At 66.9% G+C, this 23,643-nt stretch carries 17 protein-coding genes; 12 read left to right on the top strand and 5 right to left on the bottom strand.

Going from position 1 to position 23,643, the window contains the following annotated elements:
• Nucleotides 1-20 precede the first annotated feature (20 nt).
• From AC1D02_RS08195 to AC1D02_RS08185, 3 genes are all read right to left on the bottom strand, one after another.
• Nucleotides 21-788: an N-acyl amino acid synthase FeeM domain-containing protein gene (locus tag AC1D02_RS08195; protein WP_477315578.1), complete on the bottom strand. Its 768-nt coding sequence runs from the start codon at nt 786-788 to the stop codon at nt 21-23.
• A gap of 120 nt (nt 789-908) precedes the next feature.
• Nucleotides 909-3,689, bottom strand: a complete 2,781-nt coding sequence (prsT, locus tag AC1D02_RS08190; RefSeq protein WP_477315576.1) for an XrtA/PEP-CTERM system TPR-repeat protein PrsT — start codon at nt 3,687-3,689, stop codon at nt 909-911.
• A 163-nt stretch (nt 3,690-3,852) separates the two neighbouring features.
• The gene (locus AC1D02_RS08185; RefSeq protein WP_477315574.1) at nt 3,853-4,158 is read right to left on the bottom strand and encodes a hypothetical protein; all 306 of its coding nucleotides are present in this window, start codon (nt 4,156-4,158) and stop codon (nt 3,853-3,855) included.
• Nucleotides 4,159-4,235: 77 nt separating this feature from the next.
• Here AC1D02_RS08185 and AC1D02_RS08180 point away from each other — a divergent pair, with 77 nt between their 5' ends.
• The 4 genes from AC1D02_RS08180 to AC1D02_RS08165 all read left to right on the top strand — a co-directional run bounded on the left by AC1D02_RS08180 (nt 4,236) and on the right by AC1D02_RS08165 (nt 8,574).
• A complete protein-coding gene (locus AC1D02_RS08180) occupies nt 4,236-4,505 on the top strand; it encodes a MoaD/ThiS family protein (protein WP_477315572.1) in 270 nt (89 codons plus the stop codon).
• On the top strand, nt 4,506-5,594 hold the full coding sequence (locus AC1D02_RS08175; protein ID WP_477315570.1) for a WD40/YVTN/BNR-like repeat-containing protein: 1,089 nt from the start codon (nt 4,506-4,508) through the stop codon (nt 5,592-5,594).
• A gap of 77 nt (nt 5,595-5,671) precedes the next feature.
• Complete coding sequence (locus AC1D02_RS08170) at nt 5,672-6,709, top strand: glycosyltransferase family 2 protein (protein WP_477315568.1); 1,038 nt, start codon at nt 5,672-5,674, stop codon at nt 6,707-6,709.
• A gap of 17 nt (nt 6,710-6,726) precedes the next feature.
• Nucleotides 6,727-8,574: a GtrA family protein gene (locus AC1D02_RS08165; RefSeq protein WP_477315566.1), complete on the top strand. Its 1,848-nt coding sequence runs from the start codon at nt 6,727-6,729 to the stop codon at nt 8,572-8,574.
• Nucleotides 8,575-8,661: 87 nt separating this feature from the next.
• On the opposite strand, the gene icmF is transcribed toward AC1D02_RS08165, so the two are convergent.
• Together icmF and AC1D02_RS08155 are read right to left on the bottom strand one after the other, a co-directional pair.
• The gene (gene icmF / locus AC1D02_RS08160; protein WP_477315564.1) at nt 8,662-11,952 is read right to left on the bottom strand and encodes a fused isobutyryl-CoA mutase/GTPase IcmF; all 3,291 of its coding nucleotides are present in this window, start codon (nt 11,950-11,952) and stop codon (nt 8,662-8,664) included.
• A 92-nt stretch (nt 11,953-12,044) separates the two neighbouring features.
• Complete coding sequence (locus tag AC1D02_RS08155; protein WP_477315562.1) at nt 12,045-15,611, bottom strand: indolepyruvate ferredoxin oxidoreductase family protein; 3,567 nt, start codon at nt 15,609-15,611, stop codon at nt 12,045-12,047.
• 415 nt (nt 15,612-16,026) lie between these two features.
• Here AC1D02_RS08155 and AC1D02_RS08150 point away from each other — a divergent pair, with 415 nt between their 5' ends.
• The 8 genes from AC1D02_RS08150 to AC1D02_RS08115 all read left to right on the top strand — a co-directional run bounded on the left by AC1D02_RS08150 (nt 16,027) and on the right by AC1D02_RS08115 (nt 23,643).
• Nucleotides 16,027-16,206 (top strand): Flp family type IVb pilin, encoded by a 180-nt coding sequence (locus AC1D02_RS08150; RefSeq protein ID WP_477315560.1) that lies wholly within the window; start codon nt 16,027-16,029, stop codon nt 16,204-16,206.
• 64 nt (nt 16,207-16,270) lie between these two features.
• Nucleotides 16,271-16,804: an A24 family peptidase gene (locus tag AC1D02_RS08145; RefSeq protein ID WP_477315558.1), complete on the top strand. Its 534-nt coding sequence runs from the start codon at nt 16,271-16,273 to the stop codon at nt 16,802-16,804.
• A 110-nt stretch (nt 16,805-16,914) separates the two neighbouring features.
• Nucleotides 16,915-18,321 carry a P-loop NTPase family protein gene (locus AC1D02_RS08140; protein ID WP_477315556.1) on the top strand — a complete coding sequence of 469 codons (1,407 nt, stop codon included), beginning with the start codon at nt 16,915-16,917 and terminating at the stop codon, nt 18,319-18,321.
• Nucleotides 18,321-19,178, top strand: coding sequence for a Flp pilus assembly protein CpaB (gene cpaB, locus AC1D02_RS08135; RefSeq protein WP_477315554.1), 858 nt, complete (start codon nt 18,321-18,323; stop codon nt 19,176-19,178). Before AC1D02_RS08140 ends, cpaB begins: the two co-directional genes overlap by 1 nt.
• A gap of 32 nt (nt 19,179-19,210) precedes the next feature.
• A complete protein-coding gene (locus AC1D02_RS08130; RefSeq protein WP_477315552.1) occupies nt 19,211-20,740 on the top strand; it encodes a type II and III secretion system protein family protein in 1,530 nt (509 codons plus the stop codon).
• A 9-nt stretch (nt 20,741-20,749) separates the two neighbouring features.
• Nucleotides 20,750-21,025 carry a hypothetical protein gene (locus tag AC1D02_RS08125; RefSeq protein ID WP_477315550.1) on the top strand — a complete coding sequence of 92 codons (276 nt, stop codon included), beginning with the start codon at nt 20,750-20,752 and terminating at the stop codon, nt 21,023-21,025.
• A gap of 83 nt (nt 21,026-21,108) precedes the next feature.
• Nucleotides 21,109-22,275 carry a CpaE/TadZ family protein gene (locus AC1D02_RS08120; protein ID WP_477315548.1) on the top strand — a complete coding sequence of 389 codons (1,167 nt, stop codon included), beginning with the start codon at nt 21,109-21,111 and terminating at the stop codon, nt 22,273-22,275.
• Between the two features lie 21 nt (nt 22,276-22,296).
• Nucleotides 22,297-23,643 (top strand): CpaF family protein, encoded by a 1,347-nt coding sequence (locus AC1D02_RS08115; protein WP_477315546.1) that lies wholly within the window; start codon nt 22,297-22,299, stop codon nt 23,641-23,643.

The following is a 23,643-nucleotide window of genomic DNA, read 5'->3' as shown; positions in this document are numbered from 1 at the left end:
TGGCGGATGGCGGCCCGCTGTCAGTTGGCCAATTCGTTGTCGGCGCGCAGCAGCCGGTTGATGATCCCGGTTTCCTCGCGCGGCGAGAAGAAATAGGGATAGAACGAGCGTTCCGGGCAGCCTTCGCGGAACGTGCCGCCAAAGCGCTGGATTTGTTCCGTCACATACTCGAGATTCACGCTGAGCAGGTAGGCCGGGGCATTGACCCGCGGGTTCAGGCGCAGGTCGGCCTCGCGCTTGAAGCCGAGCATGTGCTCGTAGAAGCGCCGGTGGCGCGGGTTTACCTCGATGAAGATGTCGGTGCAGTGATGAATGTCGCGCGCGTAGATGACGGCCAGGTGAAACAGGTTGGCGATCGCCGTTTTGGATTTGACGGTGGTGTCGAAGGCAAATTTGGTGAACTCGCAGATCTTGGCGCCGCGCGCGCGATACACCGCCAGCTCTTCCTTGAAGATCTGGTCGGCGGCTAGTCCGATCGGCGAATCGACGCCGATGGTCAGCGTCCCGACTACTTCGCCTTGGTCGGTCGCGGTGAGCGTGATGCGGTTCGGATCGTCGTTGAACTGATGGGTGCCGGCATAACCGCGCCAGGCATACATCTTACTGATCAGCAAACTTGCCGAGTTGCGACCATCCGGGGTGTCCGTCAGCCGGATCCCGAAGTTGTTCTGGTTCACTATTACATCCTCATATTCGATGGGTGTAATAGTAACTTGTTCCGTAACATCCTGTGCGTTCGCGTTACCGTCTGTTACGTCGTCGGGCGACAACATCATGGTGGTGGTCACTGCCGTTCTCCTGATCGGGTGCTTGCATGCGGCGCCGGCGTCGATCGCCGCACCGGCCGGCGGGTGCGCCTGAAAGCGGAGGCGCGCCCGTATTGTTGCATTAATCTAAGAGACATTTCCTCACAACACTTTCAGCAATGCCTTAGTATCGTCCATTTCCGGGAATTCTTTATTGTTTGAGAGCAATTTCTCCGCAGCAATTTTTGCGCCCTTCTTGTCGCCCGTTTTTTGCAGCGCCACGGCCAGGTGGTACTGGATGGCGGTGGACGCCGGCGCCTGGGCTGCGGCTTTTTGCAGCAGCGGCAGCGCCCGGGCGCTGTTGCCCTGTTGAAGCAATATCCAGCCCGCGGTGTCCATCACCGCAGGCAGGTCCGGCGCCGCCTTCAGCGCCAGTTCGGCCGTCGCCAGCGCGCGCGGATCGTTGACTTGCTGATAGCACCAGGCCAGGTTGTTGAGCAAGCCCGGATTGTTCGGTGTGCGCTTAAGCATGGCTTCGAACAGCGCGGCCGCGGCAGGAATCTGCTTGCGCGCCATGTAGCTTTCGGCCAGATAGGACGCGGTGCGCGCGTCTTCCGGATGGGCGCCAATCCATTGCACCAGGCGTGCGTCGGCTTCCTTTTCTTTGCCCGTCAGCTGCATCGCGCGGTGCAGCGGCACCAGCAATTGTGGCGCCTGGCCCAGCGCGTAGCTTTTTTCGTAGGCTGCCAATGCCGCAGCGTTCTTCTGCTGGGCCATCAGCACATCGCCTTCGAGCGCGTAGCCGGCCGCCTCGTGGCCCTTTTGTTTTTCCATCGCGCGGGCGATCGACAAGGCATCGTCGTAGCGCTTGTTCATCATTGCCAGTTGCACCTGCGCCACCTGGGCCGGCTGGAAGTCGGGCTGTAGCGCCAGCGCACGCTTCAGGTCCTCACTGGCGGCCGCCTGGTTTTTCAACGCCATATGGATCACTGCCAGGCGGTATTGCACGCCGGGCGACTTGGGCGCGACGCTGGCCAGCTTGCCGTAGGTTTCCAGCGCGCCGGGCGCATCCTTGGTCGCCATCTGGGCCTGGCCCAGCAAGTCGAGCAATTCCGGATTGGTCGGATTGCTGGTCTGGTATTTGCGTGCAATGGCGAGCGCCTTGGCGGGCTCGTTGGCCTGCAAGTAGATCGCGCCCAGCTTGATCGCGGGCGCCAGTGCCTCCGGATTTTCCGCGCTGGCGCGCTCGAACCAGCCGATGGCCTCGGCGGCCTTGCCCTCGCGCCCCGCCAGTTCGGCCAGCGCGTTCATCGCGCCGATATTTTTCTTGTCGCCGGCCAGCACGGTCTCGAAACGCTTCCTGGCATCGGTGGGACGCTTGTCCTGCAAGTCCAGCTGGGCCAGGTTCGCCTGGGCGGCCAGCAGTGTCGGCTTGAGTTCGGCGGCCTTGGCAAAGCTGGCGCGGGCGCCGGTGCGATCGCCCATGCCCATCAGGACGCCACCCTTGAGGTTATGCACTTCCGCATCGTTCGGCGTCACCGCCAGCATCGCGTCGGTGGCTTTGAGCGCCTTGTCGAAATGTTTGAGCGCAATTTCGGTCCGCACCAGCGCCACGCCCGACTGCTGGGATTTCGGATCGAGCGCGGTCGCGCGCTCCAGTTCGCTTAGCCCGCCGGCCTGGTCGCCCTGGGCCAGTTTGGCGATGCCAAGCTGGGTGTGCAAAGACGCAGTGTCGGGCGCGAGCGCCGAAGCGCGGGCGAAATATTCGCTGGCCTTGCCGAATTCACGGCGGCGCAACGACGATTCGCCAGCCAGCGCCAGCAACTGCGAGTCTTGCGAGCCGGCTTGCAGCAAGGGTGCCAGCGTCGCGGCGGCCAACTCCGGCTCCTTTCCGTTGAGCTGGATCTGTGCCAGCAGCTTGCGCGCATAGGCATTGCCCGGGTCCAGTTCCAGATAGCGCCTGGCGTGTTGCTCGGCCTGTTGCAGCGCACGCAGTTTCAGTTCGACTGCAGCGGACAGCAGCAGCGCCGGTGGATAGTCCGGTGCGGCGCCGAGGATTTTTTGCAGCCCGCTCTGGGCCGCGGCGGCATTGTCCTGCGAGAAGTCGAGCAGGGCCTGGTTATACGTCAGCTGCAAGCCGCCCGGTGCGCTCTTGCGCGCGGCTTCCAGGTCGGCTTTGGCGGCATCGAACTGCCTGGTGCCAATCTCGAAGTTGGCGCGCTCCAGCCGCGCGGCCACGAAATCGGGCTGCAGGGTAATGGCCTGCGACAGCGCCGCCAGTGCCTCGGCCGGCCGGTTTTGCGTCCGGAGCAGCATGCCCTTGAAGTAGAAAACCTTGGCCGATTTGGGATTGGCGCTGGTGGCCTGATCCATCAGCACGGTGGCCGCCGCCGGATCGTTGTTGGCCATCGCCAGGCGCGCCAAGCCGATCAGCGCTTCGGCCTGGCCCGGTTTGGCCGCCAGCGCCTGGGTAAATGATTGCTTCGCCTTGTCGTGCTCGCGCAACGCCAGCCACGCCTCGCCGCGGATCGCCAGCAGGTCGGGATCGCCGCCGGCGGCCGCCGCTGCGCTCTCGTCGAGCGCCTTCTGCGCCTGGCCCTGAGCCAGCAAGGCCTTGGCCAGCTGCGGCGCGGTGCGGGCGCTGGCTACGCCGAGGCTGGCTGCCTTGCGGATTTCCTTTTCGGCCGACAGCGGGTCGCCCATGACGTTGTACAGGCTTGCCAGGCGGGCGCGCGCTTCGGCGTCTTCGGGATTCTTGGCGACAGCGTTTTTCAACTGGATCAGCGCGGCCTTGTTGTCGCCGCTTTGCTCGTAGCGCTGGGCTTCAGCCATCAGCGATGCGGCGGTCTCGGTCTTGCCGCACGCGGTCAAGCCGGCGGCCATCAACAGGGAGATGAGGATGAGTGAGGCGCGGACGGCCGTGGAGTTTGCGCTGCGCTGCATATGAGGGTTCCTTCGGTTGGTTGGCGCTGGCACGGAGGCAGCTGCCGGATCGGCATTTCGTTTCCTAGTTGCCAATAATACCTGATGGATTGCACTATTTAGGCGTGTTTCTGCCTCCCGCGGGAAAAATTCGATGCTTGGCCGCCACAGTCGGCCGCCGTGCCTACTCCGGCTTGCGCAGGCGGCTGAGCAGAGCTTCGACATCGTCGCCGACCGGCAGGCCATGGCGGCGCAGCAGCTGCAGGTGCAGCACCAGGTTCTCCAGCACCAGCTTGGCCGACACCGCCAGCAGGGTCAGCAGGCGGTCCTCGGTGCTGAACTGCTCCATCGCGCCGGCCATTTCGCACAGGTGCGAGGCGACCAGTTCGCGCAGCTCGTGCTCGGCGAACGGCAAGTCGGCGAAATCGATCGGATCCTCCTGTTCGACTTCGTGCATCAGCGCGGCCAGTTGCTCGGGCAGGATGGTCATGTCGCTCTCCGCTGGTGGGGACGCCTCCATTCTAGTTGGATGGCGACACGACCAGCAAACCGGCATAGAATCGGCGCATGGCGACCCTCCACTTTACCCAGCAGCTGGCACGCTTCACGGCGCTGCCGCAGGTCGAGACCGGGGCCGCGCGCCTGCGCGCCGGGCTCGAGGCCGCGTTCGACGCCAACCCGCGCCTGCGCGGCTACGTGCTCGACGACCAGGGCCGGCTGCGAGAGAACGTGGTGGTGTTCGTCGACGGGCGCCGCTGCACCGACCGCGCCGCGCTCGACGATCCCCTTCAACCCGACAGCCAGGTCTACGTCCTGCAAGCCCTTTCCGGAGGCTGAATGCACCAGCGCGCCTATCTTTCCACCCGCAAGGGACTGTTCGAACTGGACCGCACGGGCGCCGGCTGGGCAATCGGGACCAGCCACTTCCTCGGCGAGCCGGTGTCGTTCACCTTGGCCGACCGGCGCGACGGGTCCTTATATGCGGCGCTGAACCTGGGCCACTTCGGCGTCAAGCTGCAGCGCAGGGATGCGGGCAGCGAGGGCTGGACCGAAATCGCCGCGCCGGCCTATCCGCCCAAGCCGGCCGGCAGCGCCGACCCGGTCGACTGGAGCTGCAAGCTGATCTGGTCGCTGGTGCCGGGCGGGGCCGACCGGCCGGGCGTGCTGTGGGCCGGCACGATCCCCGGCGGGCTGTTCCGCTCAAACGATCGCGGCGACAGCTGGCAGCTGGTGCAGGCGCTGTGGGACGTGCCGCAGCGCGCCGAATGGATGGGCGGCGGCTACGACGCGCCTGGCATCCACAGCATCGTCGTCGATCCGCGCGACAGCGATCATGTGCTGGTGGCCGTGTCCTGCGGCGGCGTGTGGCAGACCTTCGATGGCGGCGCCAGCTGGCAGGTCAGCTCCACCGGCATGCGCGCCGACTACATGCCGCCCGAGCAGAACGAGAACGAGGCGATCCAGGATCCGCACCGGGTGGTCAATTGCGGCGCCGATCCCGACGTGCTGTGGTGCCAGCACCACTGCGGCATGTGGCGCTCGCACGACGGCGGCCGCCACTGGAACGAAATCCCGGGCGCCGCGCCCTCGCATTTCGGCTTCGCCGTAGCCGCCCATCCCACCGACCCGCGCACGGCGTGGTTCGTGCCGGCGGTGGCCGACCAGCGCCGCATCCCGGTCGACGCCGCGCTGGCCGTGACCCGGAGCACCGACGGCGGCGCCAGCTTCGAGGTGTTGCGCAGCGGGCTGCCGCAGCAGCAGTGCTACGACCTGGTGTATCGCCATGGCCTGGCGGTGGCGGACGACGGCCGCACGCTGGCGATGGGTTCGACCACCGGCGGGGTGTGGCTGTCGGAGGATGGGGGCGACCACTGGCTGACTATCTCGGCGACCATGCCGCCGGTGTACGCGGTGTGCTTTGGCTGAGGGATCGATTTGACCTTGCTATTTCCGCTCTGCTACGTTATTACTTCAGGTAATTTTCCAGCGGGAAGCAGCGAAACATGGGCATTTCGAGCGGTAGCGGCGCAGCCAAGCGCATCAAGCTTCAGATTGTCGTTCCTTGCTACAACGAGCAGGAAGTTTTCCCAGAGGCGTGCCGCCAGTTCGACGCGCTGCTCGGGCGCCTGATCGACAAGGGCAAGATCGGCGCCGGCAGCGGCATCATTTTTGTCGACGACGGCAGCCGCGACGCGACCTGGTCCCTGATCGCGCAGGCCGCGCAGCAGCGCCCGCGCGTGGCCGGCCTGAAGCTGTCGCGCAACCGCGGCCACCAGAACGCGGTGCTGGCCGGGATGATGAGCGCCGACGGCGACGCCGTCGTCACCATCGACGCCGACCTGCAGGACGACATCGAGGCGATCGAACGCATGGTCGACCGCCACCTGGAAGGCGCCGACATCGTCTACGGCGTGCGCAACGAACGCGCCACCGACACCTTCTTCAAGCGTCATAGCGCCGTGCTGTTCTACCGCACGCTGGCCTTCTTCGGCGTCGAACTGGTGCACAACCACGCCGACTTCCGCCTGATGAGCCGGCGCGCCATCGAGGCGCTGCGCGACTACCGCGAAGTGAACCTCTACCTGCGCGGCATCGTGCCGCTGATCGGCTACCGCAGCGCGATCGTCGAATACGAGCGCCGCGTGCGCTTTGCCGGCGAATCGAAATACCCGCTGAGCAAAATGATCAAGCTGGCGATGCAGGCGATCACCTCTTTTTCGACGGTGCCGCTGCAGATCATCACCGTCACCGGCTTCGTGGTGTTCGCCGGCGCAATGGCGGTGTCGGCCTGGGTGCTGTGGACCGCGCTGTTCACCGACCGCGCGGTCCCGGGCTGGGCCTCGACCGTCCTGCCGATGACGGTGCTGGGCGGGATTCAGATCCTTTGCCTCGGCGTGATCGGCGCCTACCTCGGCAAGATTTACGGCGAGGTCAAATCGCGCCCGCGCTACGTGATCGAGCAGGTCACCCAGCCGGCGCCGGCCAGCGCGCCAGCCGTTGCGGGCGCCGTTGCGCGCGAAGTCGACGCGGTCGTTCTGTGACGGCCGCCGCGGCGCGGTTGTCACCGCTGTTGCGCCACGCTGTCGTCAAGTTCGCCGGCGTCGGCGTGCTCAATACCCTGCTGACGCTGGCCATCATCTTCTGCCTGACCGCCTGGTTCGGCGTGGGCGACGCGCGCGCCAACCTGGCCGGCTACCTGGCCGGGCTGGCGTTCAGCTTCGTGCTGAACCGGCGCTGGACCTTTCGCAGCGACGCCGCCGCCTTGCCGGCGCTGGCGCGCTTCCTGCTGGTGTTCGGCGTGTCCTACCTGCTCAACATCGCCATCGTGCTTGGCCTGATCCGCCTGGGCCTGAACAACTATCTGGCGCACATGGCCGGCATGCCGTTCTATTCGGTCGCATTCTACCTGGGCTGCCGCCACGTGGCGTTTCCGGTCGCCGCGCCGCAGGCGCGCGCGCTGCCGGCCCACGCCGGGCATTGGTACGGCGGCGCGGTGCTGGCGCTGGGCGCCGTTCTGCTGTACCGGCTCGGCGCCGCGCCGGTGGCGATCTGGGACGAATCGCGCCTGGCCAACAACGCCATCGAGATGGCGCAGCACGGGCTGTCGCTGGTGACCACTTACGACGGCCTGCCGGACCACTGGAACACCAAGCCGCCGCTGCTGATCTGGCTGATGGCGCTGTCGATCCGCGCGCTCGGCGCCAGCGAGTGGGCGCTGCGCCTGCCGTCGGTGCTGGCCGCCTTCGCCACGGCGAACCTGCTGTACTGGTTTTGCGCCCTGCATCTGCGGCGGCCGTTCGCCGGTTTCGCCGCGGTGCTGGTGCTGCTGGCCACGCCCGGCTACGTGATCGCCCACGGCGCGCGCGCCGGCGACTACGACGCCCTGCTGACGCTGTGGACCACCGGCTACCTGCTGGCCGGCTACCTGTTCGTGCACGCCGCGCGCGCGCGCCAGGCGCTGTGGCTGTCGCTGTGCACTGCCTGCATCGTGCTGGCCTTCATGACCAAGACCGTCCAGGGCCTGATCTTCCTGCCGGTGCTGGTGGGCTACGCCGTGCTGCGCGGGCGCCTGCCGGCGCTGCTGCGCATGCGCGCGTTCTATGTCAGCGTGGCGCTGATCGCGGCCGCCTGCGTCGGCTATTACGTGCTGCGCGAGCAGGCCGACCCGGGCTACTTCGCCGCGGCCCGCGCCAACGACCTGGGAGGGCGCTACGGCACCGTGATCGAGCATCACGACGGTCCGTTCTACTGGTACCTGGGCAAGCTGCCGCTGTTCCCGTGGATGCTGCCGGCGATCGCCTGCGGCTGGACGCTGCTGCGGCGCGGCGTGGGCGAAGAGCGCGAGACCGCGCGCCTAATCGGCGCGGCCGCGCTGTTCTACCTGCTGGTGATTTCATCGGCGTCGACCAAGCTGGCGTGGTACGCGGCGCCGCTCGCGCCGTGGATGGCGCTGCTGGTCGGGATGGCGTTCGCGCGCCTGCGCGCCACGCCGCGCAACCTCGCCGTCAGCGGCGCAGCGGCGCTGGCGTGCGTGGTGGCGCTGAACATCGGACTGGTCGAGCGCGCGGTCGCCAAGGTGGACGGCGAGATCGACGGCTACAGCCTGATGCTGCGCGACAGCGCCGTGGCGAACGCCGACCTGCGCCACCTGGTGATCGTCCATCCCGGTTACGAGAACGGGCATGGCGATCCGTTCTACGTCGCGCCCACGCTGTTCTACGTGACGGCGCTGCGCGCGGCCGGCAATGAAGTGGTGATTCAGCCGGCGTCGGCGAAAATCGGCGCCGGTGCATCCACGCTGCTCGCTTGCGGCGCGCAGTTGATCGACAAGGTGAAGAGCGAGGTCGTGCTGGAAGCGATTGCGCGGCGTGGCGAGTGCGGTCTCTATCGCATCGGCGCGCGCTGATGGGCGAAGGCGAAAAAAAACCCGCTTCGGCGGGCTTTTTTCGCTGGCCTTTCAAGGGGCCGACCCGACGGGCCGGCCTCAGGTGCGCTACATATTGCGGCGATACTGCCCGCCCACCTCGAACAGCGCGGTGGTGATCTGGCCCAGCGAGCAAACGCGCACCGCTTCCATCAGCTTCTCGAACACGTTGGCGTTGTCGATCGCCGCCTGCTGCAAGGCCGCCAGCGCCTGCGGCGCTTCGCCAGCGTGGCGCTGGTGGAACTCGTCGAGGCGCGTCAATTGCGACTGCTTCTCGTCGTCGGTCGAACGGGCCAGCTCGATCTTCTGCGGCGCCATGCCTTCCGTCTTCGGATTGCGGAAGGTGTTCACGCCGATGATCGGCAGCGTGCCGTCGTGCTTCTGGTGCTCGTACAGCATCGACTCTTCCTGGATCTTGCCGCGCTGGTAGCCGGTTTCCATCGCGCCCAGCACGCCGCCGCGCTCGGCGATGCGCTCGAACTCCTGCAGCACCGCTTCTTCCACCAGGTCGGTCAGTTCTTCCATGATGAACGAGCCCTGGTTCGGGTTCTCGTTCTTGGCCAGGCCCCACTCGCGGTTGATGATCAGCTGGATCGCCAGTGCTCGGCGCACCGATTCGTCGGTCGGCGTGGTGATCGCCTCGTCGTACGCGTTGGTGTGCAGCGAGTTGCAGTTGTCGTAGATCGCGATCAGCGCCTGCAAGGTGGTGCGGATGTCGTTGAAGTCGATCTCCTGCGCGTGCAGCGAGCGGCCAGAGGTCTGCACGTGGTACTTGAGCTTCTGGCTGCGGTCGTTGGCGCCGTACTTGTCGCGCATGGCGACGGCCCACAAGCGGCGCGCCACGCGGCCGAGCACCGTGTACTCCGGGTCCATGCCGTTACTGAAGAAGAACGACAGGTTCGGCGCGAAGTCGTCGATGTGCATGCCGCGCGCCAGGTACGCTTCGACGAACGTGAAGCCGTTCGACAGCGTGAACGCCAGCTGCGAGATCGGGTTCGCGCCCGCTTCGGCGATGTGATAGCCCGAGATCGACACCGAGTAGAAATTGCGCACCTGGTGGTGCACGAAGTACTCCTGGATGTCGCCCATGACCTTCAGCGAAAACTCGGTCGAGAAGATGCAGGTGTTCTGGCCCTGGTCTTCCTTCAGGATGTCGGCCTGCACGGTGCCGCGCACGTTCGCCAGCACCCACTCGCGGATCTTGGCCGCTTCGTCGGCGGTCGGCTGGCGGCCGTTGTCCGCCACGAACTTGTCGACCTGCTGGTCGATCGCGGTATTCATGAACATCGCCAGGATGGTCGGCGCCGGGCCGTTGATCGTCATCGACACCGACGTCGACGGGCTGCACAGGTTGAAGCCGTCGTACAGCACCTTCATGTCGTCGAGAGTGGCGATCGACACGCCGGAGTTGCCGACCTTGCCGTAGATGTCGGGACGCAGCGCCGGGTCGGCGCCGTACAAGGTCACCGAGTCGAACGCGGTCGACAGGCGCTTGGCGTCCATGCCGGTCGAGACCAGCTTGAAGCGGCGGTTGGTGCGGAAGGCGTCGCCTTCGCCGGCAAACATGCGGGTCGGGTCTTCGTTCTCGCGCTTGAAGGCGAACACGCCGGCGGTGAACGGGAACGAGCCCGGCACGTTTTCCAGCATCAGGAATTTCAGCACTTCGCCGTGGTCTTCATATTTCGGCAAAGCGACCTTGCGAATGGTGGTGCCGGACAGGGTTTTTTGCACCAATTTGGTGCGTATTTCCTTGTCGCGGATCTTGACGACGTAATCGTCGCCGGCATAGGCGGCCTGCATGTCCGGCCACATCGCCAGCAGCTTCTTGGCGCCGACGTCCATCGAGTGATCGCGCTCGGTGATCAGGTCGTCGAAGTCGGCGGCCTTGCTGGCCGCGGCCAGCATGCGCTTGGCCTCAAGCAGCTGCTGGCGCTCGCGCGCCAGCGTCACCTGCTTGCGGGTGTTCTTGTGATAGCCGCGCACGGTGTCGGCGATTTCGGCCAGGTAGCGCGCGCGGGCCGGCGGCACGATCACGTTCTTGCCGCTCGAGTGTTTCTGCGCGACGGCCGGGAGCTTGGACGGCTGTACCTGCAGGCCCTTTTCGGCCAGCTTCGGCAGCACGCCCTGGTACAGCGCGGTGACGCCGTCGTCGTTGAAGCGCGACGCCTGGGTGCCGAACACCGGCATCTGGTCCGGCGCGACGCTCCACATTTCGCGGTTGCGCTGGTACTGCTTGGCGACGTCGCGCAGCGCGTCCTGCGCGCCCTTGCGGTCGAACTTGTTGATGGCGATGAAGTCGGCGAAATCGAGCATGTCGATTTTTTCCAGCTGCGATGCGGCGCCGAATTCCGGCGTCATCACGTACATCGACAGGTCGACGTGCGGCACGATCGCCGCGTCCCCCTGGCCGATGCCGGAGGTCTCGACGATCACCAGGTCGAAGCCGGCCACCTTGCAGGCGGCGATCACGTCCGGCAGCGCGTGCGAGATTTCCGAGCCGGCTTCGCGCGTGGCGAGCGAGCGCATGAACACGCGCGCCTGGCCGTTCCATGGATTGATCGCGTTCATGCGGATCCGGTCGCCCAGCAGCGCGCCGCCCGATTTGCGGCGCGACGGATCGATCGAGATGATCGCGATGTTGACGGTGTCGCCCTGGTCGAGGCGGATGCGGCGCACCAGTTCATCGGTCAGCGACGACTTGCCGGCGCCGCCAGTGCCGGTGATGCCCAGCGTCGGCACGCGGCGCGCGGACGCGGCTTCGGTAATTTGCGCGCGCAGTTCCGGCGCGGCCTTGCCGTTTTCCAGCGCGGTGATCAGCTGGGCCAGTGGACGGTGGCGGTCGGCGATTTCGCCGGTTTGCAGCGGCTGGAGCGAAGTAGGGGAGTATTCGGTCAGGTCGATGTCGCAAGCCTGGATCATCGACTGGATCATGCCCACCAATCCCATGCGCTGGCCGTCTTCCGGGCTGAAGATCCTGGTGACGCCGTACGCGTGCAGGTCGGCGATTTCTTCGGGGACGATGACGCCGCCGCCGCCGCCGAATACCTTGATGTGGGCGCCGCCGCGCTCGCGCAGCAGGTCGATCATGTACTTGAAGTATTCGACGTGGCCGCCCTGGTAGGACGAGATGGCGATGCCCTGGACGTCTTCGGCCAGCGCCGCGGTGACCACTTCGTCGACCGAGCGGTTGTGGCCGAGGTGGACCACTTCGACGCCGTTCGACTGCAGGATGCGGCGCATGATGTTGATCGAGGCGTCGTGGCCGTCGAACAGCGAGGCGGCGGTGACGAAGCGGACCTTGTTGGCCAGCTTCGGATGTTCAGCAACGTTCAGTTTGGCGGCGGAAGTGTTGTCGTTCATGTTGATCCTTGGTGATCTTGTACGTTATATGACGTTTACGTTAACGTCAACCGTAAGTCGTTCCTGCGTGCGCAGGAACGACGCGGTAGCTCTTAGGCTGCCTGCTGCTGTTTGCCGGCAGCCAGCAAACGCGCTTTCTCCGCGCGGAAGGTCTCGACCGAAGCCTCCTTCACGTGCCCGAAGCCGCGCACCTGCTCCGGCAAACTCGCCAGCGCAACCGCGTTGCCCACGTTGGCGGCATTCAGCCCGGCCAGCAGGGACTCGATCATTTCGCGGTATTCCACAATCAGCGCGCGCTCCATCTTACGCTCTTCGGTGTAGCCGAAGACGTCGAACGCACCGCCGCGCAGGCCTTTCATCTTGGCCAGCAGTTTGAACGCACTCCACATCCACGAGCCGAATTCGGCCTTGACCAGGTGGCCCTTGCCATCCTTTTTCGCAAACAGTGGTGGCGCCAGGTTGAACTTGAGCGAGAAGTCGCCTTCGAACTGCGACTTCAGCTGCTCGACGAAACGACCGTCCGTGTAGAGGCGCGCCACTTCGTATTCGTCCTTGTAGGCCATCAGCTTGAAGTAGTACTTGGCGACCGCGGTCGACAGCTTGTTGCCCAGGCCGTGCGCGGTTTCGGCCGCGCGCACCTGCGACACCAGCGTCTCGTAACGCGCCGCGTAGGCCGCATCCTGGTAGCCGGTCAGGAATTCGACGCGCTTCTTGATGACGCTTTCCAGCGACTGCGGCATCTGCATCACGATCGCCTGGGTCGGCATTGCGATCTTCTCGACGCGCTTGAAGTCCACGGCGGCGCGGCGGCCCCACAGGAAGCTCTTCTTGTTCGACGCGATCGCTACGCCGTTCAATTCGATCGCGCGCATCAGGGAAGCTTCGGTCAAAGGGATGCGGCCCTTCTGCCACGCGTAACCGAGCATGAACAGGTTGGCGGCGATCGAGTCGCCCATCAGCGCGGTGGCCAGCTTGGTCGCGTCGAGGAAGTCGGCGCTGTTGCCGGCCACGCCGCCCACCGATTCCAGGATCAGCGCGCGCACTTCGTCGACCGGATACTGCCAGTCGGCGTTCTGCGCGAAGGTGCCTGGCGGCTGCTCGTGCAGGTTGACGATGGCCATGGTGCGGCCCGGACGCATCTTCGAGATCGCGTCCTGCGCGCCGGCGGTCAGCATGTCGCAGCCCAGCACCAGGTCCGCTTCGCCGGTGGCGATGCGCTGCGCGCGCAGGTCGGACGGGGATTTCGCGACCTTGACGTGCGAGGTCACCGAGCCGTTTTTCTGCGACATGCCGGTCATGTCGAGCACCGAGGCGCCTTTGCCCTCCAGGTGCGCGGCCATGCCCATCAGCGCGCCGACGGTGATCACGCCGGTGCCGCCGATGCCGTTGATCAGGATGTTGTACGGCGCGGCCAAGGATGGCAGCACCGGCTCGGGCAGGGCGCCGAAGCCGTCGTCAGCGTTGTCCTTGGTGACGCCGGTCTTCGATTTTTTCAGCGTGCCGCCTTCGACCGTGACGAAGCTCGGGCAGAAGCCCTTCACGCACGAGTAGTCCTTGTTGCACGAGGACTGGTCGATGGTGCGCTTGCGACCGAATTCGGTTTCCTTCGGCAGGATCGAGGTGCAGTTCGACTTGACGCCGCAATCGCCGCAGCCTTCGCAGACCGCTTCGTTGATCACCATGCGCTTGTTCGGGTCGGGGAACTCGCCCTTCTTGCGGCGGCGCCGCTTCTCGGCCGCGCAAGTCTGGTCGTAGATCAGCACCGACACGCCTTCGATCTCGCGCAGCTCGCGCTGGACCGCGTCCATCTCCTTGCGGTCGTGCAGGGTGACGATGCTTGGGAGCGCCGAGCGGTCGGTGTAGCGCGACAGGTCTTCGGTGACCAGCGCGATGCGCTTGACGCCTTCGGCCGCCATCTGCTGGGCGATGTGCGGCACCGAGGTCTGGCCGTCGACTGGCTGGCCGCCGGTCATCGCGACCGCGTCGTTGTAGAGGATCTTGTAGGTCATGTTGACCTTGGCCGCGACGGTCGCGCGGATCGCCAGGTAGCCCGAGTGGAAGTAGGTGCCGTCGCCCAGGTTCTGGAACACGTGCGGCACTTTCGAGAACGCGGCCTGGCCGATCCACGGCGCGCCTTCGCCGCCCATGTGGGTGGTCAGCTTGTTCATCTCCGGGTAGATCGAGGTGGCCATCACGTGGCAGCCGATGCCGGCCAGCGCGAACGAGCCGTCCGGCACCTTGGTCGACGTGTTGTGCGGGCATCCCGAGCAGTAGAACGCCGGGCGGAACGGCGTGTTGATCGCCTTCTTCAGCACCGCGTCCTTGGCGTCGAGGAAGGCCAGGCGCGCTTTGATCAGGTCGCAGGTCGCTTCGTCGGTGATCAGGCGCGAGACGCGGCTGGCGATCACGCGCGCCACCTGCGAGACCGAGAAGTCGGCCTTCGACGTCAGCAGCCATTCGCCGCGCGGCGCGACCCATTCGCCCTTGTCGTCGAACTTGCCGACGATGTGGGGACGGGTGTCGTCGCGCCAGTTGTACAGCTGCTCTTTCAATTGGTACTCGACGACCTGGCGCTTCTCTTCGACCACCAGGATCTCTTCGAGGCCCTGGGCGAATTCGCGCACGCTGTCCGGCTCGAGCGGCCATGGCATCGCGACCTTGAACAGGCGCAGCCCGACTTCTTGCGCCATCTTCTCGTCGATGCCCAGGTCGGCCAGCGCGTCGAGCACGTCGAGGTAGGACTTGCCGGAGGCGATGATGCCCAGCCTGGCGTTCGGGCTGTCGATCGTGACGTGATTGAGTTTGTTCTCGCGCGCATACGCCAGCGCCGCGTAGATTTTGTAGTCCTGCATCAGCGCTTCCTGGTTGCGCGCCTGCTGGCCCAGCGGGACCGAGGACAGGCGCGTATTCAGGCCGCCTTCCGGCATCACGAAATCGGTCGGAATTTTCACCTGCACGCGATGCGGGTCGGCGTCGACCGAGGCGCTCGATTCGACCGTGTCGGCCAGCGCCTTGAAGGCGACGGTGCAGCCGGAAAAGCGCGACATGGCCCAGCCGTGCACGCCGAGGTCGAGGTATTCCTGGACGTTGCACGGGTAGAGCATCGGCACCATGCAGGCCGAGAAAATGTGGTCGGACTGGTGCGGCAGGGTCGACGAGTAGGCGCCGTGGTCGTCGCCGGCCACCAGCAGCACGCCGCCGTGCTTCGCCGTGCCGGCGTGGTTCATGTGCTTGAAGACGTCGCCGCAGCGGTCCACGCCCGGGCCCTTGCCGTACCACATGGCGAACACGCCGTCGTACTTTGCCGGGCCGATCAGGTCGACGGTCTGGGTGCCCCACACGGCCGTGGCGGCCAGGTCTTCGTTCACGCCCGGGACGAACTGGACATGATGCGCTTCGAGGTGCTTCTTGGCCTTCCACAGCGTCTCGTCGAGGCCGCCCAGCGGCGAGCCGCGGTAGCCGGAGATGAAGCCGGCGGTGTTCAGGCCGGCGGCGAGGTCGCGTTCGCGCTGCATCATCGGCAGCCGCACCAGGGCCTGGATACCCGACAGGAAAATGTTGCCCGACTTGGCGGTGTATTTATCGTCGAGGCTGACGGTAGTGAGACGGGATGAGACGTCCTGCGCTGCGGCAGGCACGTGCGCCGTGGTATCTGGCATGAGGTGAGGCTCCAAAATTGTGATCGGATTTCTCCCGCCATGACGGCGCCGGGTAGGTCGCGTGGGTGGCGGGGTGGGCGGTCGCGGTTTGCGACAACCGGCTATTTTACCGCGACGGCGCCCGGCCGGCATCCGGAAAGCTCGCCGAAATGTCGTTTTGAGACCGCATCCTGGAAATAAATGGTGACCCCGGGTTGGTCGCGCCGCGCGCATCACCCAATCCCTTTTTTTCGTTACCGCAAGCATTGAATAATGCCGCACGGAAAACTTGCGCACAATCAACTTGCCACATGGAATCAAACCCTATAGTGGCTTCAATGGCGCAGCAGTGATGAGCGGCAAGATTAGTTCCCCACTGAGAACACAGCGGTACTGCGTCAGGGTTTGTCCTTTCCATTCACACATGGAGTAAATCATGAGCAAAATCGCATCCGCAGTCAAAGCCTTCGTTGCCGACGAAAACGGTGTCACCGCCATCGAGTACGGCCTCATCGCCGCACTGGTCGGCGTGGCCATCGTGGTGGCAGTGAAGGCGCTGGGCGGTGAGATCAGCACGACGTTCGACACCATCAAGACGAAGATGTCCGGCGCCTAACTCCGCAGTCGCGCTTTCCGGGCGGGGCCCCGTCCGGAAAGCATTTTTCGAGAAGGTATCCGCCATGCCGCTCCAACTGTCCCTCGATTTGCTGCTGATGCTGATGGTCGTGCTGGCCGCCGGCAACGACTTGCTGACCCGCCGTATCCCCAATTTATTGCTGCTGACCTGCTCATTGGGCGCGGTCGGCCTTCACCTGTCCGGCCCGGCGCCGACCGCCGCGCTGCTGGGCGCCTTCGCCGGCGCCGCCACCGGCCTGGCGGTGTTCCTGCCGCTGTACTGCCTGCGCGGCATGGCCGCCGGCGACGTCAAGCTGATGGCCGCCGCCGGCATGTTCAGCTCGCCCAGGGAAATGCTCTACCTGGCCGTGCTGACGGTGTGCGCCGGCGGCGTGATGGCGCTGGCGACGGTGATCGCCCGCGGCCGCATGCGCGCCGCTTGCGCCAACGTGCGCAGCCTGCTGCGGCCGCTGTGGATGCGCGCTGCCGGCATGCCGCTGGCGCCCGAGCCGATGCCCCATGCCAGCGTCGGTTCCATCCCCTACGGCCTGGCGATCGCCAGCGGCACCTTGCTGCTGCTGGCCCAGCGCCACGGCTGATTTCCGCGATAGTCCGTTCCTTGCTGCACGTCAAATGGAATAGATGCCCGCTGGATACAATCGACTCAATGTCTTCTGGAAATATCCCGCGTCCACCGAAGGAGAAACCGATGCTTGAGGCCGCACCCATCGCCGTCGCCGAGCCGCTGTTGTCGGCGGCCCGCGCCGCGCCGCCCGAGCAGGATGTGACCGCCATCGTCCCGCCGCAGCCGAAGTCGATCCGCGATACCGGGCTCGATCGGCAGCTGGTGCTGGCCTTGCTGTCGAAGGCCATCCTGCAGCTCGGCAAGGCGCACTTGCCCGCGCTGGGCGGCAAGCTGCGCCTGTCGATGAGCGTGCTGCGCGAGGCACTCGAGCTGATGATGGCCGAGCAGCTGGTCGAGGTGTCGCGCAGCGGCGATTCCGACATCGACGCGCAATACCAGCTGACCGGCTTCGGCAAGGCCCACGCGGCCGCGTGCCTTGCGCAGTGCCGCTACTGCGGGCCGGCCCCGGTCACGCTCGACGCCTTCCGCGCGGTGGTGGCGCGCGACGCCGGGCGCCATGCGCAGTCGGGCCGCATCAGCCCGGGCGAACTGGCCGCCGCGTTCGCCGACGACGGCTTCGACGGCGCGGTGCGCGAGCAGCTCGGCGCGGCGCTGCACTCGGGCCGCGCGATCCTGCTGCACGGCGCCTCGGGCAGCGGCAAGTCCTCGCTGGCGCGCAAGCTGGGGCGCCTGCTGCAAGGCGTGGTGGTGGTGCCGCACGCGATCCTGGTCGACCAGCAGATCGTCCAGTTCTACGATCCGCTGCTGCACCAGGCGCCGGCGCCGCAGCAGGCGCGCCAGTTCGACGAGCGCCGCAACGACAGCCGCTGGTCGCTGTGCCAGCGCCCGGTGGTGCAGGTCGGCGCCGAACTGAGCCGCGAGATGCTCGATTTCCGCTTCGACGCCGCCCACGGCATCTATCACGCGCCGCCCCATTTCCGCGCCAGCGGCGGCCTGCTGGTGGTCGACGACCTGGGGCGCCAGCGGGTCGCCGCGTCCGAGCTGCTGAACCGCTTCATCGGCCCGCTCGACAGCGGCGCCGACGTGCTGACCCTGCAGGGCGGCCATGCCGAGACGGTGCCGTTCGGCGTCACGCTGGTGTTCGCCACCAACCTGGCGCCGCTGGCGGTGCTCGACGAGCCGATGCTGCGCCGTATCGGCTACAAGATCCACCTGGGCCCGCTGTCCGAGCCGAGCTACCGGGCGCTGCTGCGGCTGCAGTGCGGCATGCTCGGCGTGCCCTATGACGAGGACGCCGCCGACTACCTGCTGCAGCGCCTGCACGCGCCGGCCGGGCGGCCGCTGCTGGCCAGCTATCCGCGCGAACTGCTGGGCCGGGTGGCCGACTTCGCCAGCTTCGCCGGGACCGCGCCGCGCCTGACGGTGCCGGCGCTCGAGCAGGCCTGGGCCAGCATGTTCGCCTGCTGCGCGGCGCCGGCGCCAATTCCTGCGGCGCCGGCCCACGGCGCGGCCCTGTCTGGAGAGAGATGATGAAAAACAAGCGTGCAATCGTGATGATGGCGATCGCCATCCTGTTCGGCCTGGCCGCCGTGGTGCTGGCGTCGCGCTGGCTGCTCAAGCAGCCGGCCGGCAACGCCGGGCGCATCGTGGTCGCCGCCGGCGACGTTAACCTGGGCCAGCGCCTGACGCCGGACATGCTCAAGCTGGCCGACTGGCCGGTCGACAGCCTGCCCAAGGGCGCTTACGACGACACCCAGAAGCTGACCGGGCGCGTGCTCAAAAGCAGCGTGCTGCGCGGCGAGCCGGTCAGCGACGCCAAGCTGGCGCCGGCCGGCACCCTGGGCGGCCTGTCGGCCCTGATCACCGAGGGCAAGCGCGCCATCACGGTGCGCGTCAACGACGTCATCGGCGTGGCCGGCTTCGCGCTGCCGGGCAATTACGTCGACATCATCGTCAGCACCCAGAAGGAGCAGGCCGCCAGCGACCGCGGCGGACCGCCGCAAAGCATCTCGAAGATCGTCCTCGAGCGCATCCTGGTGCTGGCGGTGGCGCAGGAAGTGAGCCGCGACGAGACCAAGCCGCGCGTGGTCAACGCCGTCACGCTGGAAGTCACGCCCGCCCAAGCCGAGAACCTCGACCTGGCGCGCAGCGTCGGCACCCTGTCGCTGGCGCTGCGCAACCAGGTCGATCCGCAGGACGCCCGCACCGATGGCGCCACCAAGCGCACCTTGCTGCACGAGGTCGAGGCACCGCTGGTCAAGGCGGCCGTGGCCGCCGTGCCGTCCAGGCCGGCGCCGAAAGCGTCGGTGATGCGCCCGGCCGTGCTGGTCAAGCGTCACTGCGTCGGCGTGCTGAACGGCGTGAACGTGTCGCAAGAGTGCTTCTGAACTCCAACCGTCTTTACTTCAGGATGAACGCCATGGACAGATCCGTCAGAGAGCAGCGCCTGTTCCGCGCCCGCCGCTTGCTCGGCAGCGTCGCGCTGGCGGCCACGGCCGGCTCGGCCTTCGCCGCCGCGGCCGCCGACAAGCCGGTCGCGCACGGCCCGGCCGTGGCCCAGCGCGGCGACGTCGGCCCGCGCTGCAGCGGCGAAGGCGCGCGCCCCGGCAACCTGCAGCTCCAGCTGGGCAAGTCGGCGATGATGCGCATGCCCGAGCCGGTGCTGCACCGCAGTGTCGGCAATCCCGGCGTGGTGCAGGCCATGCTGGTCTCGCCCGACACGCTGTACATCGCCGGCATCGACGTCGGCAGCACCAACATGATCATCCAGGGCAAGAGCGGCGCATGCAGCATCGTCGACATCGTGGTGGCGATGGATCCGGGCGCTTTCCAGGCCAGCCTGGCCGCGGTGCTGCCCGACGAGAAGAACGTCCACGTGGCCGCCGCCGCCGATTCGCTGGTGCTGACCGGGACGGTGTCCGACGCCGGCACCCTGGCGCGGGTCGGCGAGCTGGCGCAGGCCTTCGTGCGCCGCCCGGTGCAGCCCTTGAACGCGATCGGCAAGGCCGATCCTGGCGCGCAGGCCGACAAATCGAGCGCGCCGGGGTCGGCCCAGGCCGGCAGCCGCGTCATCAACATGCTTTCCGTGAGCGCGCCGCAGCAGGTGATGCTGGAAGTGAAGATCGCCGAAGTGTCGAAGACGCTGCTGGAAAAACTCGAGGCCGGCGCGACGCTGAAATATGCGTCGGGCAGCTGGGCCACCACCTTGCTGTCGAACTTCCTGACCGGCAGCGCCGGCGGCCTGTTCGACGCGCGCAAGTCGAACGGCAACCAGCTCACGCTCGAAGCGCAGAAGACGGACGGCCTGGTGCGCATCCTGGCCGAGCCGAACGTGATGGCGATCAGCGGCCAGGAGGGCTCGTTCCTGGCGGGCGGGCGCATCTTCATCCCGGTCGCCCAGGACAACAACAAGGTCACGCTGGAAGAGAAGGAGTTCGGCGTCGGGTTGCGCTTCACCCCGACCGTGCTGGCCGGCGGGCGCATCAACCTGAAGGTGGCGCCGGAGGTGTCGGAGCTGTCGCGCGAGGGCGCCGGCTTCACCGCCTCGGGCATCCCCGGCGCCGCGATCCTGCCCTTGATCACGACGCGGCGCGCCAGCACCACCGTGCAGCTGTACGACGGCCAGAGCTTCGCGATCGGAGGCCTGATCAAGAACAACCTGACAACCAGCCTGAAAGGCCTGCCGGTGCTGGGCGAAGTGCCGATCCTCGGCGCGCTGTTTCGAAGCACCGACTACCAGCAGGACCGCAGCGAGCTGCTGTTCGTCGTCACCGCGCGCCTGGTCAAGCCGCTGCCGCCGAACTACTCGCTGCCGACCGACGCCGCGGCGGCGCCGTCGCGCACCGATCTGATGCTGATGGGGCGCCTGGAAGGCCGCGCGCCGCCGCCCGCCGCCCCGTCAGGCGCCGCGCTCTCGCCCGAGACCGCGCGCGGCTTCGAACTCAAATAGGGAGGTCCCGTGATCACGTTCTCGCTTCGTGTTTTGACGCCGGCGGCGCTGGCGCTGCTGCTGTCTGCCTGCGCCGCCACCACGCCGCAGGCGGACGCCCGCTTCGGCCAGTCGGTGCGCGCGGCGCTGGCGGCGCAGGTGGCGCAGCCGGCCGCGGTGCGCAACGCCAATCCGGTGTCCGGGGTCGACGGCCAGGCCGCGCGCGCCGCGCAGGAGCGCTACGAGCGCTCGTTCGCCAAGCCGGAAGCGGCGGCCGCGCCGCCCAGCATGCTCGGGACCCGGTGAGCCAGCATGCCGCGCCGGCCCTCGGCAAGCCTGGCGTCATCGCTCCGTAAAGTCTTGCCAGTGTTATGCCCAGAGGATGCGCAATGAAAGCCTTACTGATTAGTCGAGACAGCCAGCTGCACGCCGAGATCGCGTCGCAGGGCGCCGCGCGCGTGCCGCCGCTGAACGTCGGCGCGATCCGCGCCAGCCTGCGCGAGGCGCTCGACCGGCTCCCGACCGACTCGCCCGCGCTGGTGATCATCGACGCCGGCGACGGCGAGGACGCCGACCTGCTCGACCGCCTGTGCAAGCAGTATTCGTCGGCCAGCTTCATCCTGCTCACCGGGTCGGCGCAGCAGGACCTGTTGATCCGCGCGATGCGCGCCGGCGTGCGCGAGGTGCTGCAGCTGCCGCTGGTGCACGCCGCCTTCCACGAGGCGCTCGACCGGATCGCCAACACCGCCGGCTTCGTCGCCATGCGCGACGGCAAGGTGCTGGCCTTCATCTCCTGCAAGGGCGGCAGCGGCGCCACCTTCATCTCGACCAACTTCGGCTACGGCCTGGCCACGCTGGCCGACAAGAAGGTGCTGTTGATCGACTTGCACGGCCAGTTCGGCGATGCCGCGCTGTACGTGTCGGACCAGAAGCCGGCGATGACGCTGTCGGACGTGTGCAGCCAGATCGCGCGGGTCGACGGCCCCTTCCTCGAATCGTGCCTGGTGCACGTGGCGCCCGGCTTCGGCGTGCTGGCCGCGGCCGACGATCCGGGCAACGCGGTCAACCTCAAGCCCGAGCAGATGGACACCTTGCTGCGCGTGGCGCGCCAGCACTACGATTTCATCGTGCTCGACGTCGGGCGCCAGATCGACGCGATCTCGCTGCGCGCGCTCGACAACGCCGACGCGATCTATCCGATCCTGCAGCTGGCGCTGCCCGACATCCGCGACGGCCGCCGCCTGCTCGACATCTTCCGCTCGCTCGGCTACTCGGCCGACAACACGCGCCTGATCGTCAACCGCTACGAAAAGGGCGGCAAGCTGCGCCTGCAGGACCTGCAGTCCGCGCTCGGCGCCGAGGTGCTGCACACCGTCCCGAACGACTACATGGCGGTGACCGACTCGGTCAACCAGGGCGTGCCGGTGCTGCAGCTGTCGCGCTCTTCCGCGGTGGCGCGCAGCCTGGCCGAACTGGTCGAGCTGGTGACGGCGCGCCGCGCGCCGGAAAACAAGGGCCTGTTCGACCGCCTGTTCGGGCGCGGCGAGCCCGAATAGCAATCACATGGAGCGTGTATCATGACTTTACGCGAACGCCTGGCCGTGGCCGACGAAGCGCTGGCGCCGCCGCCGGCGCTGGTCGAAGCGGTCAACCAGGCCTACCAGGAACTGAAGAAGAACATGCACCAGATGATCCTCGACCGGATCGACCTGGAGCGCCTGAAGCGCCTCACTGCCGAACAGTTCAAGCACGAGCTGGCGCTGCTGATCCAGCGCATCATCGAGGAAGAGCGCATCGTCCTGAACCAGAGCGAGCGCCACAACCTGGTGCTCGACATCCAGCACGAGATGCTCGGCTTCGGCCCGCTCGAAACCCTGCTGGCCGATCCCAGCGTGTCCGACATCCTGGTCAACACCTACGCCAAGGTCTACGTCGAGCGGCGCGGCAAGCTGGAACTGACCGACGTCTCGTTCCACGACAACGCGCACCTGATGAAGATCATCGAGAAGATCGTCTCGCGGGTCGGGCGCCGGGTCGACGAATCGAGCCCGATGGTCGACGCGCGCCTGCCGGACGGCTCGCGCGTGAACGCGATCATCCCGCCGCTGGCTGTGGACGGACCGCTGCTGTCGATCCGGCGCTTTTCCGTCAATCCGCTGACGGTGCAGAACCTGCTCGACTACAAAAGCCTGACGCCGCCGATGGTGCAGGTGCTGCAGGCGCTCGGCATGGCCAAGATTAACATCCTGATTTCCGGTGGCACCGGCAGCGGCAAGACCACCTTGCTCAACCTGCTGTCGGGCTTCATTCCCAGCAACGAGCGCATCGTCACGATCGAGGACGCGGCCGAACTGCAGCTGCGCCAGCCGCACGTGGTAAGGCTCGAGACGCGCCCGCCCAACATCGAGGGCAAGGGCGAGGTCACCCAGCGCGCGCTGGTACGCAACGCGCTGCGCATGCGGCCCGACCGCATCATCCTGGGCGAGGTGCGCGGCGCCGAGGCGATGGACATGCTGCAGGCGATGAACACCGGCCACGAAGGCTCGCTGGCGACGATCCACTCGAACTCGCCGCGCGACGCGCTGGCGCGGCTCGAGAACATGGTCGGCATGGCCGGCGCCAACCTGACCGCGCGCGCCACGCGCCAGCAGATCTGCTCGGCCATCACGGTGGTGCTGCAGGTGACGCGCCTGACCGACGGCGCGCGCAAGCTGGTCAGCCTGCAGGAGATCACCGGCATGGAAGGCGAGATCATCGCGATGCAGGAGATCTTCCGCTACGAGCAGACCGGCGTGAGCCAGGACGGCAAGGTGCTGGGCCACTTCTGCGCCACCGGCGTGCGGCCGCGCTTCGCCGATCGCCTGCGCCTGTTCGGCGCCGCGGTGGCCGATGCCGCGTTCGACCCCGACCGCACGTTCGAATAG

The sequence above is a fragment of the Massilia sp. P1_C10 genome, assembly GCF_056406475.1.
This window is presented reverse-complemented; position numbering and strand designations above follow the sequence as displayed.

Coding starts and splice junctions, on each gene's coding strand:
- prsT (WP_477315576.1), bottom strand. CDS start 3,689: ATGCAGCGCAGCGCAAACTCCACGGCCGTCCGCGCCTCACTCATCCTC.
- AC1D02_RS08185 (WP_477315574.1), bottom strand. CDS start 4,158: ATGACCATCCTGCCCGAGCAACTGGCCGCGCTGATGCACGAAGTCGAA.
- AC1D02_RS08180 (WP_477315572.1), top strand. CDS start 4,236: ATGGCGACCCTCCACTTTACCCAGCAGCTGGCACGCTTCACGGCGCTG.
- AC1D02_RS08175 (WP_477315570.1), top strand. CDS start 4,506: ATGCACCAGCGCGCCTATCTTTCCACCCGCAAGGGACTGTTCGAACTG.
- AC1D02_RS08170 (WP_477315568.1), top strand. CDS start 5,672: ATGGGCATTTCGAGCGGTAGCGGCGCAGCCAAGCGCATCAAGCTTCAG.
- icmF (WP_477315564.1), bottom strand. CDS start 11,952: ATGAACGACAACACTTCCGCCGCCAAACTGAACGTTGCTGAACATCCG.
- AC1D02_RS08155 (WP_477315562.1), bottom strand. CDS start 15,611: ATGCCAGATACCACGGCGCACGTGCCTGCCGCAGCGCAGGACGTCTCA.
- AC1D02_RS08150 (WP_477315560.1), top strand. CDS start 16,027: ATGAGCAAAATCGCATCCGCAGTCAAAGCCTTCGTTGCCGACGAAAAC.
- AC1D02_RS08145 (WP_477315558.1), top strand. CDS start 16,271: ATGCCGCTCCAACTGTCCCTCGATTTGCTGCTGATGCTGATGGTCGTG.
- AC1D02_RS08140 (WP_477315556.1), top strand. CDS start 16,915: ATGCTTGAGGCCGCACCCATCGCCGTCGCCGAGCCGCTGTTGTCGGCG.
- cpaB (WP_477315554.1), top strand. CDS start 18,321: ATGAAAAACAAGCGTGCAATCGTGATGATGGCGATCGCCATCCTGTTC.
- AC1D02_RS08130 (WP_477315552.1), top strand. CDS start 19,211: ATGGACAGATCCGTCAGAGAGCAGCGCCTGTTCCGCGCCCGCCGCTTG.
- AC1D02_RS08120 (WP_477315548.1), top strand. CDS start 21,109: ATGAAAGCCTTACTGATTAGTCGAGACAGCCAGCTGCACGCCGAGATC.
- AC1D02_RS08115 (WP_477315546.1), top strand. CDS start 22,297: ATGACTTTACGCGAACGCCTGGCCGTGGCCGACGAAGCGCTGGCGCCG.